At 41.2% G+C, this 15,097-nt stretch carries 12 protein-coding genes and 1 tRNA gene; 10 read left to right on the top strand and 3 right to left on the bottom strand.

Annotated features, from left to right (window positions below; genetic code table 11):
* Positions 1 to 2 precede the first annotated feature (2 nt).
* Positions 3 to 4,523, bottom strand: a complete 4,521-nt coding sequence (gltB, locus tag RM553_RS13425; RefSeq protein WP_311535453.1) for a glutamate synthase large subunit — start codon at positions 4,521 to 4,523, stop codon at positions 3 to 5.
* A 236-nt stretch (positions 4,524 to 4,759) separates the two neighbouring features.
* Entirely contained in the window at positions 4,760 to 5,902 is a 1,143-nt protein-coding gene (locus tag RM553_RS13420; RefSeq protein ID WP_311535452.1) for an acyl-CoA dehydrogenase, read from the bottom strand.
* 90 nt (positions 5,903 to 5,992) lie between these two features.
* Between RM553_RS13420 and RM553_RS13415 the strand changes: the two genes are divergently transcribed.
* The 10 genes from RM553_RS13415 (at position 5,993) to RM553_RS13370 (ending at position 14,305) form a co-directional block, all read left to right on the top strand.
* Entirely contained in the window at positions 5,993 to 7,057 is a 1,065-nt protein-coding gene (locus RM553_RS13415; RefSeq protein ID WP_311535451.1) for an anhydro-N-acetylmuramic acid kinase, read from the top strand.
* Between the two features lie 98 nt (positions 7,058 to 7,155).
* The gene (locus tag RM553_RS13410) at positions 7,156 to 8,382 is read left to right on the top strand and encodes a Glu/Leu/Phe/Val dehydrogenase dimerization domain-containing protein (RefSeq protein ID WP_311535450.1); all 1,227 of its coding nucleotides are present in this window, start codon (positions 7,156 to 7,158) and stop codon (positions 8,380 to 8,382) included.
* 136 nt (positions 8,383 to 8,518) lie between these two features.
* Positions 8,519 to 9,220 carry a MotA/TolQ/ExbB proton channel family protein gene (locus RM553_RS13405; RefSeq protein WP_311535449.1) on the top strand — a complete coding sequence of 234 codons (702 nt, stop codon included), beginning with the start codon at positions 8,519 to 8,521 and terminating at the stop codon, positions 9,218 to 9,220.
* A gap of 1 nt (position 9,221) precedes the next feature.
* A complete protein-coding gene (locus RM553_RS13400; RefSeq protein WP_311535448.1) occupies positions 9,222 to 9,614 on the top strand; it encodes an ExbD/TolR family protein in 393 nt (130 codons plus the stop codon).
* Between the two features lie 2 nt (positions 9,615 to 9,616).
* A complete protein-coding gene (locus RM553_RS13395; protein ID WP_311535447.1) occupies positions 9,617 to 10,444 on the top strand; it encodes an energy transducer TonB in 828 nt (275 codons plus the stop codon).
* 6 nt (positions 10,445 to 10,450) lie between these two features.
* A complete protein-coding gene (locus RM553_RS13390; protein ID WP_311535486.1) occupies positions 10,451 to 11,671 on the top strand; it encodes a bifunctional folylpolyglutamate synthase/dihydrofolate synthase in 1,221 nt (406 codons plus the stop codon).
* 136 nt (positions 11,672 to 11,807) lie between these two features.
* Positions 11,808 to 11,966, top strand: a complete 159-nt coding sequence (locus RM553_RS13385; protein ID WP_311535446.1) for a hypothetical protein — start codon at positions 11,808 to 11,810, stop codon at positions 11,964 to 11,966.
* Between the two features lie 230 nt (positions 11,967 to 12,196).
* A tRNA-Val gene (locus RM553_RS13380) sits at positions 12,197 to 12,274 on the top strand.
* Between the two features lie 343 nt (positions 12,275 to 12,617).
* Positions 12,618 to 13,007 carry a response regulator gene (locus tag RM553_RS13375; RefSeq protein ID WP_311535445.1) on the top strand — a complete coding sequence of 130 codons (390 nt, stop codon included), beginning with the start codon at positions 12,618 to 12,620 and terminating at the stop codon, positions 13,005 to 13,007.
* Positions 13,008 to 13,297: 290 nt separating this feature from the next.
* The gene (locus RM553_RS13370) at positions 13,298 to 14,305 is read left to right on the top strand and encodes a helix-turn-helix transcriptional regulator (protein ID WP_311535444.1); all 1,008 of its coding nucleotides are present in this window, start codon (positions 13,298 to 13,300) and stop codon (positions 14,303 to 14,305) included.
* Between the two features lie 505 nt (positions 14,306 to 14,810).
* Here RM553_RS13370 and RM553_RS13365 read toward each other — a convergent pair.
* On the bottom strand, positions 14,811 to 15,080 hold the full coding sequence (locus RM553_RS13365) for a hypothetical protein (protein ID WP_311535443.1): 270 nt from the start codon (positions 15,078 to 15,080) through the stop codon (positions 14,811 to 14,813).
* Between the last annotated feature and the right edge of the window lie 17 nt (positions 15,081 to 15,097).

Genomic DNA, 15,097 nt, shown 5'->3' with positions numbered 1-15,097 from the left:
GCTTAAGCTGTTTTAAGTTCTCTTTCGTTCTGCATCTTTTCTTCTTCAATTTTCTGTAATGCCTTCTTGTATTCCACCGGCATCACTTTTATAAATTTATTTTTATTTTCTTCCCAGTTGTCCAGGATTTCTTTGGCAACATCACTTTCGGTATAGCGATAGTGATTTTCTATAAGGCCAAGCAGCTCTTCCTGGTTTTCTTCGGAAGGGTGCTCCAGCCCGATCATTTCCATATTGAAGTTATTGGAATCCTGGTTGTTTTCGGGATCATAGATATACGCGATTCCACCACTCATTCCCGCGGCAAAATTCCGGCCTATCCTACCAAGAATAACGGCTACTCCCCCTGTCATATATTCACAACCATGGTCGCCAATTCCTTCAATCACGGCTTTGGCCCCGGAATTCCTTACACAAAAGCGTTCCCCGCCGATACCATTTACATAGGCCTCCCCGGCAATGGCACCATATAAAGCGACATTACCAATAATCACATTTTCATTAGATTTAAAGGTGGCTTCTGCCGGTTTCCTTACGGTAAGCGTTGCGCCTGAAAGTCCTTTTCCGAAGTAATCATTGGTGTTTCCAATCACATTCAGGGTAAGGCCACGGGTTGCAAAGGCTCCAAAACTCTGTCCTGCCGATCCCACAAAATTTATATTGAGGGTATTTGGTGGAAGTCCGCTCTCCCCATGGATCTTAGAGATCTCATTACTCAATATCGCTCCCGTGGTACGGTTAATATTGCTGATGGAAAAATCCAGGCTCATCTTTTCTTTTCTGTAGATTGCCGGGTGTGCTTTTCTTAAAATTTCGAAATCCAGTACATTTTCCAGGTTGTGATCCTGCTTTTGCGTGCAGTAAAGCGGCATGTCCGGATCAATTTTTGGCTTGTAAAGGATATTCGATAAATCTATCCCCTGGGCCTTGTAATGCTGAATGGCTTTGTTCATGTCCAGTTTCTGGCTTTGTCCTACCATTTCATTTACTGTCCTGAAGCCAAGATCGGCCATGATCTGCCGTAATTCCTGGGCAACGAAATACATGAAATTGATCACATTTTCAGGAGTGCCTTTAAAGTTCTTCCTTAACTCCGGATCCTGGGTGGCAATTCCCACCGGGCAGGTATTAAGGTGGCAGGCACGCATCATAATACATCCTGTAGCCACAAGCGGCGCAGTGGAGAAACCAAATTCTTCGGCTCCCAGTAAACAGGCAATGGCAACATCCCGGCCTGTTTTCAACTGGCCATCGGCTTCCACCACAATCCTGTTCCGCAAATTGTTAAGCAGAAGGGTTTGTTGTGCCTCGGCAATTCCAAGTTCCCATGGCAAACCTGCATGTCGCAGGGAAGTAAGGGGGGAAGCTCCTGTTCCGCCATCGTAACCAGAGATTAACACCACATCTGCTTTTGCTTTGGCAACACCGGCGGCAATAGTACCTACTCCCACTTTGGAAACCAGTTTTACGTTGATCCGGGCTTCCCGGTTGGCATTCTTTAAGTCGAAAATTAGCTGCGCCAAATCCTCAATAGAGTAAATATCATGGTGAGGAGGAGGGGAGATTAAGCCCACATAAGGTGTGGAATTTCTGGTTTTGGCAATATCGGGATTTACTTTTGGGCCCGGCAATTGCCCACCTTCCCCGGGTTTTGCACCCTGGGCCATTTTGATCTGAATTTCCTGTGCGCTGCTCAAATAATTAATGGAAACTCCAAACCGTCCTGAAGCTACCTGCTTAATGGCACTGTTTCTCCAGTTCCCATCTAAATCTTTGTTGAACCTATTTGCGTCTTCGCCACCTTCTCCGGAATTGCTTTTTCCCTTCATCCGGTTCATGGCGATCGCCAGGTTTTCATGTGCTTCTTTACTAATGGAACCAAAAGACATCGCACCGGTTTTAAACCTTTTTACGATTTCTGTCCAGGGCTCCACTTCATCTAAAGGAACAGGATTCAAATCGCGGAATTTAAACATTCCCCTAAGCGTCATCAGGTTTTTGGACTGCTCGTTAATAATAGCAGCATACTCCTCATAACTTTTTGGATTATTTTGTTTTACTGCCTGCTGCAGTTTGGCAACACTGGCAGGGTTAAACATATGTCTTTCTCCATTTCTTCGCCACCTGTAGTCTCCACCAATGTCAAGATCCAGTCCTTCATCGGTTTCCGGTGGATTGAAGGCGCTGTCGAAACGCTTCTGGATTTCTTTTTCAATTTCATAAAGCCCAATACCCTCAATCCTTGTGGGTGTATTGGTGAAATATTTATCTACAAACTTGCGGTTTAGCCCAAGAATTTCAAAGATTTGGGAACCACGGTAAGAATGCAGGGTGGAAATCCCGATTTTGTTCATGATCTTAACAATACCTTTTCCAATGGCTTTATTAAAATTCTGAACGGCAACCTCGGGGTCTTCTGTTTCTATATCTTTTGATTCTGCCAGCTTGTAGATGATTTCATTTACCATGTACGGATTAATGGCACTTGCACCATAACCAAACAACAGCGCGAAATGATGCGGCTCACGAGGTTCGGCAGATTCGATTATAATCCCGAAACTTGACCTTCTGTGATGTTTTTTAAGACGGTGATGCACAAATGAACAGGCCAGAAGTGATGGAATTGGCGCGAGTTTGGACGACACATTCCTATCTGAAAGAATAATCGCATTACAGCCATTATCCACAGCCCTTTTTATTTCCAGTACAATTTCATCAAGCCTTGCTTCAAGCCCGTTAAGGCCTTTTTCAGCTTCATATAAAATTGAAATTGAAGTAGCCGCGAAATCGGGATGGTCTATATATTTTATCTTATCCAGGTCTTCGTTGGAAATCACCGGATTTTGAATTCTGAGTTTTTTACAGTTTTCCGGAAGGACGTCAAAAATATTCCGGTCGGCACCAATGGCAAGGCTGATATCTGTTACGATTTCTTCCCGGATCCCGTCCAGTGGCGGATTAGTTACCTGCGCGAATAATTGCTTAAAATAGTTAAATAAAAGCTGTGGTTTATCTGAAAGCACGGCCAGTGGAATATCGGCGCCCATAGAGCCAATAGCTTCCTTGCCGCCCAAGGCCATTGGGGTGATGATGGTTTTAATATCTTCAATCGTGTACCCGAACAATTTTTGACGGGTAAGGAAATCTTCTTTCTCTACGGGAGTTTTATTGCCGGTATAAGGTACTTCGGCTAAAGGCAAGAGATTTTCATCCAGCCATTTTCTATATGGAAGCTTGGAAACAATTTCCGTTTTCACTTCTTCATCCCCAATAATCCGCCCCTCATTCATATCTACCAGGAACATTCTTCCCGGTTCAAGGCGCCCGTGTAATTCTACATTTTCAGGTTTAATGTCTATCACCCCAGTTTCAGAAGACATTATTACGTAGCCATCTTTGGTCACGGTATAGCGGGAAGGCCGTAAACCGTTCCTGTCCAGCAATGCCCCGATATAATTTCCATCGGTAAACGGGATGGAGGCCGGGCCGTCCCATGGCTCCATTATACAGGCATTGTATTCGTAAAATGCCCGCTTATCTTCAGTCATGGAAGGATTTTTTTCCCAGGCTTCCGGCACCATCATCATAATGGCTTCCGGCAGGGATCTTCCTGTTTGCAAAAGCAATTCCAGCACCATGTCCATAGAAGCAGAATCTGATTTTCCCTCCAGTACAACGGGAGTGATCTCTTTTAGGTCATCACCAAATTTTTCACTTTCAAACAATTCCTCCCGGGCTTTCATCCGGCTTAAATTCCCTCTAAGGGTGTTTATCTCCCCGTTGTGGCACATATACCGGAATGGCTGTGCCAAATCCCATGTTGGAAAAGTGTTGGTGGAAAAACGCTGGTGTACCAGGGCAAGTTTTGTTACCAGGTCTGGATCATTTAAATCCTGATAATAGGTATTAATGTCCTGCGGCATCAAAAGCCCCTTGTAAATAATGGTGTTTGTGGAAAGGCTGGAAACATAGAAATATTCCGCCTCTGCGAGTTCTGATTTATAGATTTTATGCTCGGTTATTTTCCTGGCAGCAAAAAGTTTGGCATTAAAAAGTTCTTCAGAAAGTTCTTCTCCCTTTCCAATAAAAACCTGTTCTACTGTTGGTTCAGAAAGGGCAGCAATGCTACCCAGGCAGCTTTTGTCTACCGGGACTTTTCTCCAGCCAAGAATATTCAATCCCTGCCTTGTAATTTCCTTTTCAAAAATTTCACGGCAAATTCTCGCCTGGTTTGCAGATCCCGGAAGAAAGGTCATTCCCACAGCGTAAGACTTGAATTCGGGAATATCAAAATCACAAACCTTTTTAAAGAAGTCATGGGGAATTTCAATAAGGATGCCTGCGCCATCACCGGTTTTTCCGTCTGCGCTAACGGCACCGCGATGTTCCAGCCTGATGAGAATATCAAGGGCTTTGTGTATAATATCGTTGGTGCGTTTTCCTTTTAAATTACATATAAATCCTGCTCCGCAATTATCGCGCTCGAACTCTGGGGAATAAAGCCCCTGTTGTTTTGGTGTCATATCCGTCCTCCTTAAATTATTACTACAAAAATATCTTTTTTCGTAAAGAAAATAAAGAGAAGTAGGTAAAACAAAAGAAGAAATCTATAAAAAGGAATAAAATTAGAAATTAATAACAATTCTATAATCCAAAGCTCTTTCTGTTATTATATTCTTAATTTTAATTAAATGCTTTCATAAATCAAAACCCCCGGATTTTCGGGGGTTTTGAGGATAATGAGAGGTGTGGTGTGTTCTTAATCGTGCAGTACGCTTCTGGAAATCACAATCTTCTGAATTTCGGATGTGCCTTCATAAATCTGGGTAATTTTGGCGTCCCTCATTAGCCTTTCCACATGATATTCTTTTACATAACCATTTCCGCCGTGCACCTGCACAGCTTCTACCGTTACCTCCATAGCGGTTTTTGAAGCGAATAATTTTGCCATCGCGCCAGAGAGGTCGTAATTATTGCCATTATCCTTGTCCCAGGCCGCTTTCATTACCAAATGCCGGGCGGCTTCAATATTGGTGTGCATATCGGCAAGTTTAAAAGCGATTGCCTGGTGATTGCAGATTTCGGTACCAAAGGCCTTCCTTTGTTTGGAATAATTTTTCGCCAGTTCGTAAGCTCCCGATGCAATCCCCAATGCCTGGGCGGCGATACCAATTCTTCCTCCAGAAAGGGTTTTCATGGCGAATTTAAAGCCAAAACCATCTTCCCCAATCCTGTTTTCTTTTGGAACTTTTACATCGTTAAAATTCAAAGAATGTGTATCGCTTCCTCTTATTCCCAGTTTGTTTTCTTTTGGACCTACTTCAAATCCTTCCCAGTCTTTTTCCACAATAAAGGCATTGATTCCTTTATGCTTTTTCTCCCGGTGTGTCTGGGCAATTACAATATAAAAGTCGGCAGAATTCCCATTGGTAATCCAGTTTTTGGTGCCGTTTAAGATATAATGGTCGCCTTGGTCTATTGCAGTTGTTTTTTGGGAAGTAGCATCGCTCCCGGCTTCCGGTTCCGAAAGACAAAAAGCGCCAAGCGCTTCCCCGGTAGTGAGTTTGGAAAGATATTTTTGTTTTTGTTCCGCAGAGCCAAAAGTTTCCAGTCCCCAGCATACCAGCGAATTGTTTACAGACATTACCACAGAAGCGGAAGCGTCTATTTTTGAAATTTCTTCCATGGCCAGAACATAGGATACAGTGTCCATACCGCCACCGCCATATTCAGGAGAAGCCATCATTCCCAGGAAGCCGAGTTCGCCCATCTTCTTTACCTGTTCTTTAGGGAATTCCTGCTTTTCATCTCTTTCAATCACTCCCGGCAGTAATTCGCTTTTGGCGAAATCCCGGGCAGCGTCCCGAATCATAATATGTTCTTCTGTAAGTTTAAAATCCATATATAAATTTTTTGCGAAAAATCATTTTTGCCGTCCAAAGATAACTTTTTGATACTTATTTTTCAATCGCTATTGACTAATTTTACGAATATGGAAAAAAAGCAATATCAACTTCTTGGGGTCATGTCGGGCACTTCTTTGGACGGAATAGACATTATTGAGGCCCGGTTTCATTTTAATTCAGGAACAAGTTATAAAATATTACACGGCACAACGATTCCTTATGATGAATTCTGGAAGAAAAAACTGAGTTCTGCGGTTAATATGGACGAGCAGGAGCTACAGCACCTGAATTTTGAGTACACCCGTTATTTAGGAAATGTCCTGAAGCAGTTTATTGATGAAAACGGGCTTCATGGCCTGGACGCGATTTGTAGTCATGGCCATACGGTTAAACATGAGCCGCAAAATAAGTACACCCTTCAAATTGGCAATTTAAAAGAGCTGGCTAAGATCACCGGGCAAAAAGTGGTTTGTGACTTTCGGGTTCAGGATGTGCAACTTGGGGGGCAGGGTGCGCCGCTGGTTGCCATTGGTGATAAATTGCTTTTTTCGGAATATGATTATTGCCTGAACCTGGGTGGTTTTGCCAATATTTCTACGGAAGAAAAAAACCGGAGGATCGCCTATGATATTTGCGCGGTGAACACTGTCCTTAATTATTACGCCCATAAACTTGGTTTGGAATATGACGAAGGCGGAAAAATAGCAGCTTCAGGGAAAATTATTGAAGAATTGTATGGAAAGCTGAATTCTATGAGGTTTTATATTGAAAAGCCTCCAAAATCTTTGGGAATAGAATGGGTGAACCGGGAAATTCTTCCGTTAATTTCTCAATATGAAGAAAACATTCCTGATGTTCTTCATACCTATATTAAACATATCGCTTTTCAAATTTCAGAAGAAGTGGAAAATTCTTCCGAAGTAAAAGTGCTGGTAACCGGCGGCGGTGCTTTTAATGATTTCCTTATAACTGAATTGGGAAAAAAATCTTCTGCCCAATTTGTACTTCCTTCCGCAGAACTTATCAATTTTAAAGAAGCACTGATTTTTGCCTTTTTGGGCGCGCTGAAGCTGAGAGGAGAAAACAATATCCTTAAATCGGTCACCGGGGCCGAAAAAGACCATAGTTCCGGCGTGATTTTTAATCCCTGAAATATAAGATAGATTTATGAACGCCCATTTTGGAGTTTTTTATATTTGCCCTGCTGTTTCGCCCTAAAACTGAAACAAATAATTGATAAATACAAATAATGAAAGATCTGCTTAATTTATATCAGAATAAAGAACCCGAAATTGTTTTTAACTGGAAAGATCCTGAAACCGAGGCAGAAGGCTGGACGGTTATTAACTCACTTAGGGGCGGTGCCGCGGGAGGTGGAACCAGGATGCGCCCGGGGCTGGATATGAATGAGGTGCTGTCTTTGGCTAAAACTATGGAGGTGAAATTTACCGTTTCTGGTCCTGCAATTGGCGGGGCTAAATCCGGGATCAATTTTGATCCGAAAGATCCTCGAAAAAAAGGAGTTTTGGAGCGCTGGTACAAAGCGGTTTCTCCTTTGCTGAAAAGCTATTATGGCACCGGCGGAGATTTAAATGTAGATGAAATTAATGAAGTTATTCCAATAACTGAAGATTGTGGCGTATGGCACCCGCAGGAAGGTGTTTTTAACGGTCATTTTCAGCCTTCGGAAGCAGATAAGATTAACCGGATTGGTCAATTAAGACAGGGCGTAATAAAAGTTCTGGAAAATACCGCTTATTCTCCCGATGTTAGCCGTAAATACACCGTTGCCGATATGATTACCGGGTTTGGTGTGGCTGAAGCTGTTCACCATTTTTATGAAATTTACGGAGGTAATATTACGGGAAAGAAAGCTATTGTTCAGGGCTTTGGAAACGTGGGGTCTGCCGCGGCATATTACCTGGCGCAAAAAGGAGCGAAAGTTGTTGGAATCATTGACCGTGCGGGAGGATTAATAAATGAAGAAGGCTTCAGCTTTGAGGAAATTAAAGAAATGTTTCTTAATAAAGATGGGAATGTCCTTCGGCATCCCGATATGATCCCTTTTGAAGAAATCAATAAAAAGATCTGGAGCCTGCAAGCTGAAATTTTCGCGCCATGTGCCGCTTCCAGGTTGGTCACTAAAGAGCAAATCACGAAAATGATCGATTCCAGGCTGGAAGTTATTTCCTGTGGCGCCAATGTTCCGTTTGCCGATAAGGAGATATTTTTCGGCCCAATTATGGAATATACCGATGAGCGCGTAAGCCTAATCCCCGATTTTATCTCAAACTGCGGAATGGCGCGTGTTTTCGCCTATTTTATGGAAAGAAGGGTGCAAATGACCGATGAAGCAATTTTCAATGATACTTCCATCACCATAAAAAATGCCATCCAGAATTCTTTTGATAATAACAGCAGCAGGACCAATATTAGCAAAAGTGCCTTTGAAGTAGCCCTTAAACAACTTATATAATCTTAATAATGTCCTGTTGACAATTATTATTAGCAGCAGGTAGTAATTTGTTGAAAGCCTCCTCTTTATTTTACTAAATTTGGCTACAATTAAATGCAATTTGTCACGTTACTTTAAAAACCCCTAATTAAACAGTATGCTATACTTTTTTCAGCAGGACGGTGTCGCCAATGCAATGCAGGAGGCAGAACCGGCAGTAGAAGAAAAAACCCTTTCTATTTTCGAGCTTATGATGAGCGGAGGTATTGGAGGGCAGATTATAATTTTTATTCTTTTTATTCTTCTGTTTGTTGCAGTCTATATTTATTTTGAAAGGCTTTTCGCAATAAAATCTGCCAGCCAGGTAGATAAGAATTTCATGTTACAGATAAAGGATAGTGTGCTTAACGGAAATATTGAATCAGCCAAAATGCGCTGTGCACAAACTGATTCTCCGGTGGCAAGGTTAACAGAGAAAGGAATTTCCAGGATTGGAAGTCCATTAGAGGATATCAACACTGCGATCGAGAATGCCGGCAGGCTGGAGGTGTACAAACTGGAGAAAAATGTAAGTATTCTTGCTACTATAGCAGGTGCCGCGCCAATGATTGGGTTCCTGGGAACCGTTATAGGAATGGTTATTGCCTTTCATGAACTGGCCACCAGTAGCGGACAGGCGCAAATGGGCGCCCTGGCAGAAGGTATTTACACCGCGATGACCACCACGGTAGCCGGTTTGGTTGTGGGGATTATTGCATATATTGGGTATAACCACCTGGTGGTGAAGACAGATAAGGTGGTGCACCAGATGGAAGCGACCGCCGTGGACTTCCTGGATCTTTTAAATGAACCCGCTTAATATGAACTTAAGAGGAAGAAATAAAATAAGCCCGGAATTCAGTATGAGTTCAATGACAGACATTGTGTTTCTGTTGTTGATCTTTTTCATGCTGACTTCCCCTGCTATTACTCCGGAAGCACTTGATTTAATCCTTCCGAAGGCCAAAGGAAAAACCACCAACAAGCAAACCCTGGCGGTAAGTATCACTAAAGACCTTCAGTTTTATATAAATGAAGAGAGAATAAGCCAGAGCGCACTGGAAAGTACATTGATGAGCAGGCTGGCGGGAGAAGAAAACCCTACTATTATATTAAGGGCTGAAGAAGGAGTGCCTATAGAAAAGGCGGTAAATGTAATGGATATAGCAAACAGGAACAGTTATAAAATAGTACTGGCAGTAAAACCTGAATAAAAATGGCAATGCTGAATACAAAACACGAGAAAAAGTCTTTTACCATCACGGTGGTCCTGCACGTGTTGTTGATATTGCTGCTGTTGTTTTTTGGTTTTACGTATTTAGATCCTCCGCCGGAAAATGGAATTGCGGTAAATTTTGGTACTTCCGAAGTGGGTTCCGGAAACGAACAGCCTACCGAGCCGGTAAAATCTGCGCCAAAGACCAGCGCCCCCGAAGTTACCCCGCCTCAACCTGAAATTAAGGAAGAAGTGGTTACACAGGAAGTTGAAGAAGCCCCGGTGATTGAAGAGAAAAAGAAGGAAATTACCAAGCCCGTAGAAACCAAAGAGCCTCCCAAACCTAAAAAAGAAGAAATTCCTGTTAAAAAGCCGGAGCCCAAACCAGATAAATCCACCACAGATGCTATGAGTAGTATTCTAAATGGCCCTGAACGTGACGGCACACAAACCGGTGGCGAGGGAAATGACAATGCTGCCGGAGATAAAGGTGACCCCACAGGAGATCCTAATGCTACGAAATATTATGGTAACGGAGCCGGGCTTGACGGAGACGGAAACTATCGCCTAAGCGGCAGAAAAGCCCTGAACAAAGAAAAATTTGTACAGGATTGCAATGAATCTGGCATTGTGGTGGTAAGAATAGAAGTAAACCAGGCCGGGCAGGTGATTAGTGCAAGGCCCGGAATGAAAGGTACCACCAACAACTCGACCTGTTTAACAGATCCTGCGAAAAGGGCGGCAATGGCAACGCGCTTTAACAGCGATCCCGATGCTCCTTCTGTACAGGTGGGAACAATTATCTATAACTTCAAACTTTCTGAATAAGTGAAAGTGAAGACTTACCAGGAAACTGTTGAATGGATGTTTCAGCAGTTGCCCATGTACCAGAGAGTGGGCGCACAGGCATTTAAAAAAGACCTGGGCAGGACCCTTGCCCTTGCAAAGCACCTCAAAAATCCTGAAAGGAAATTCAAATCCATTCATGTGGCAGGGACCAATGGTAAAGGGTCCAGCAGCCATATGCTTGCTTCTGTTCTACGGGAAGCAGGTTACAAGGTGGGGCTTTACACTTCTCCACACCTAAAAGATTTTCGGGAGCGTATAAAAATTAACGGGAAGGTTATTAGCCAGGAAGAAGTTGTACGGTTTGTAGACGAAAATCAAAATTTTCTGCAGGAACATCAGCTTTCTTTTTTTGAGATGACGGTGGGAATGGCCTTTAATTATTTCGCAAAGCAACAGGTGGATATAGCTGTTGTGGAAGTGGGTATGGGCGGCAGGCTGGATTCTACAAATATCATCACTCCAGAAATTGCCATTATCACGAATATAGGTTTAGATCATACCGCTTTTTTGGGAAATTCTTTAGCTGAAATAGCTTCAGAAAAAGCCGGAATTATTAAAAAAGAGGTGCCGGTGGTAATTGGTGAAAAGCAGAAAGAAACCGAGGCTGTTTTCAGGAGAAAAGCTGAAGAAGTTGGGGCTGAAATTATTTTTGCTTCAGAATTAAAATTTCCTAAGTACTATACCGACCTTAAAGGAGAATATCAGAAAAAAAATCTCAAAGCTGTACTCGCTTCAGTAAAGCTTATGAAGCAGAAGGGCTGGGAGATCTCTGAAGAAGCTGTTATTAACGGTCTTAATAATGTAAAGCTCCATACCGGTCTCCAGGGCCGGTGGGATGTGCTTCGGGAAAAGCCGAAAATTATTTGTGATACCGCGCATAATGCTGAAGGCCTAAAGCTGGTAATGAACCAGTTGAAAAAGGAAAAATTTCAACATTTGCATATTGTGCTGGGAGTGGTAAATGATAAGGATCTTTCCAAAATTCTTCCTCTTTTTCCACAGGAGGCAAAATATTATTTTTGCAAACCAGATGTTCCGCGGGGGCTTGCTGCTGAAGAGCTACAAAAGGAGGCTCAGCAGTTCGAATTGGCAGGCAGAACCTATGGCTCTGTAAAAGAAGCGCTTTTTGCGGCAGAAGAAGAAGCCCTGGATGAAGACCTGATTTTTGTAGGCGGAAGTAACTTTATAGTAGCGGAAGTCATTTAAAGTTTCAGCTTACTTTTGGCAGGTAGAGTTGCGCGTTTTTTATCCCTTTTTTTACTTTTCCTGTTTATGCTATAGCTTTCCGGCTATATGAGTAGACTTCTCAGCTATGATTTTTAATAGCCAAAAATCAACTAAGATGAAAACTAAAAGCATATTACACGTAACGACATCTTTGGGGTTTCAGGGGATTTTTTTTGATGAGAATGAAAAGCTCATGGTCAATGCCTGGGCAGATGAGGCAGAACGTAAAGAATTTGGCCAGAACTTGCAAAGCATTTTACGGGTAAACATTTAGATTACATTTGCCAAAGTGTTTTCAAATTACAGAAATAAAATCTTTTTAGTTGATTATGAACTTTTTAGACGTTGCTTTTTAGGACGCAAAAGAGACGTTAAAATCAGGAGATAAAATTTTTTCATTTTTTCTCATTTTTCTTTTGTTGAATTGAAAAACTAGCCTATATTTGCATCCGCAATCAGCAATCAGGATTGTTTGAAAAGCTGAAGCGATAACAAAATGAAATAGGGCGCGTAGCTCAGTTGGTTCAGAGCACTTGGTTTACACCCAAGGGGTCAGGGGTTCGAATCCCTTCGCGCCCACCATTTTAAAAACCTCGCAAATTTTTGCGGGGTTTTTTATTTTAAGACACCCACCACTTTTGAGATTGATCCATAAGCAGCCGTTTCAGCCTTAGCCTTTATGGGAACCACAATAACATCGATCGGCAACCGCGGCCGGATTTACTTTTTACCCAGTTTGGTGTAAGCCTGAAGTGGTTTATAAGTGAAGGGCCGCTTTTTCAATTTTAATTATATTAATATGTTTAAATCAATATTATGAGCATCACAGGAAAAATGAGGAAGTAAATATTGATGAATTAGCAAGTACAATAAATATTCTTATAACCTCCTGGAAAAAGTATTAAAAACCTAAAAAAATCCCTACATGCATTTCGACAGAATATTAATGATTGATGATGAGCCTATTATAAATGCTATACAAACAGCTTCAGTAAAGGCGCATTTTCCCGATAACGAAATTGTGAAAATTACTTCTCCCATAGAAGCTCTTAAATATATTAAAGAGCTAAATGCCGCAGGGGAAAAGCTGCTAATTTTTCTGGACCTGAATATGCCTGTGTTATCTGCTAAGGATGTTCTTGATGAACTTGATAAAATTGATTTTGAAGAGCCTCCGGTAATATTTATTCTAACTTTTTCCCAGGATCCCGCAGAAAGGGAAGAGGTGGCACAGCATGAGTATGTAAAAGCGCTGCTTATGAAACCAATCAATAAAGAAAAAATAAACGAAATTACGGGCTTGCTAGACAATTGATTTTTGGTAGTAGTGAAACTTTTATTCTATTGTATATGCTTCGCCGTACTGCGTTGCTCCGGAATAGCACTTTAAAACAACTTGCAATATTGTTATCCCATGGCACAGCAAAAATTTGGGAGAGATAGAAGTTTTTGTATAAACGCAGTATAATTTCCTTCAGAAAAGCCCCACAATTAACCCTATCCGAATTTTTTTAATCTTATCGCGTGCTATTGGCGCTATTGCTGACCTGGACTTGTTTTAAAAGCAAAAATTTATTCTCTTTAACGTTAAAATATTAACATTGCATGCGCTTAAAGGTCGAATTCAGGAGTATAAGTGATTTTATACCATCATTAGCAAAAGAATTAAATATAGGATTTAAAGACGAACTTGCCGAATATTCACTTTTTTTACCTCAGGACAAAGGAACCGGTTATATAAAAGGTGTTGAGTTTCCCAACGGGCTGGCCTTATATAATTTTTCCTGCACTTTCAGGGAAAATACAGAATTATGTGTTAAGCACCTCATATTAAAACCCATTAAAATAATCCATTGTTTAACCGGAAATCTTCAAAGCTGGATAAATGATAAAAAGAAAAACCATGAAATAAAACCTCATCAATATACGATAGTTTCTCCCAGAATCGACGAATATCATACTGTACTTTTCAAAAAAGATGTGGAATACCAAATCTCTTATCTGGAATTGGACCGTACTGCCTATATGAAGAGTCTTCCTTTTAGGATTAATGATACTAATCCTCTATTCTATAATATGTTTCATAATTCGCATGTACTCGATGGGCATCTTCTTCCTGCCAGTTTTAGTATGACAACATCCGATGTGATTAAGCAACTTCGGAATTGTAGCCTGAAGGGGCTTCCAAGAATTAATTTTTTAGGAGCCAAGGCACTGGAAATGCTTTCCAATACTCTTCAAACCTATAAGGAAGTGGTGATACATGACAGGCGCCAGGGTTTGACTGAAGATGAGTACAATTCTATAAGTACTGTGGCCGATGAGATAAACAACAATCTCGAAGAGAAGAAAAACAACAGCGAGTTGGCCAAACTGGCTGGCATGAATGTCCATAAGCTGCAAAAGTGCTTTCAGACGGTTTACGGCAGAACAATAAATGAATACATCAGGGATGTGCGGCTTTCCAGGGCCCTGGAATTATTGCAAACAAAAGAAAAGAATATTAATGAAGTAGTCTATGCTGTGGGACTAAGTAGCCATAGTTATTTCTCCAGGATATTCAAGGAAAAGTATGGGATCTCACCAAGAGACCTTTCAACTGAAGATGATTGATTTTAAAGGAATATTAGCAAAAAAGATATAATCCATAGGATAAGAGCAAAATTTCCAGGAGATTATCATGAATTTTGGATAGCGTTTATTAACCAATTCTATCTAAAATGAAGTTGTTTTTGTGCGGTTGGACTGGAATCACCATTTTCTTCCTGATATTATACATATACCATAGTAGAAAAAAACAATAAATAATTAGGCTACCTCTTCTTTTATTGGAAAACTACATTCTTAAATCATTTGGTTTTGAGAAAAATAGAAGAATACGGTTGTTTTTGTAATGTTAACCTTTCTATGTAGAACAAAAAGCAGGGAGTTTTTTCCCTGCTTTTCAACCTAACCACCTAAGATGCTTAGTTAACCAATAAACTAAGCGAAAATTTTTCTTTTCCTTCCAGGAGCAATATTGCCTGGTACATTCCTCGTTTTATCCCGGGAATTTCCACCGACAATTGTTTTTTTAAGTTTTCTGTAACATACGGCCTGAACCAAAGCCTGCGCCCGTTCATATCATAAATATGCAATTGCACAGTTTCGGCTTTCCGTGGGATAACAATTCAAGTAAGCGGGAATCTGTAAAAGCGACTTTTTCTACCTCGAGTGAAAAATCTGAAAACCTGCTGTAATCTCCCTGTATTGAAAGGACCACCGCTTTAAATTTTTCATTGTTATAGTTTTTTGTTCCATTAGAGAAATCACTGAGTTTCAGGTTTAGCGTTTTTAATTCTTCATAAGCAGGAAGCTGAAGGCGATAACGATCTTCCCAGTTTCGCATTTCTTCAGTTACAAGTA

The organism is Autumnicola tepida (genome assembly GCF_031846485.1).
GTDB classification, from domain to species: Bacteria; Bacteroidota; Bacteroidia; order Flavobacteriales; family Flavobacteriaceae; genus Autumnicola; species Autumnicola tepida.
Note: the sequence above shows the minus strand (reverse complement) of the source record. Positions and strands in the feature narration are given on the sequence as shown.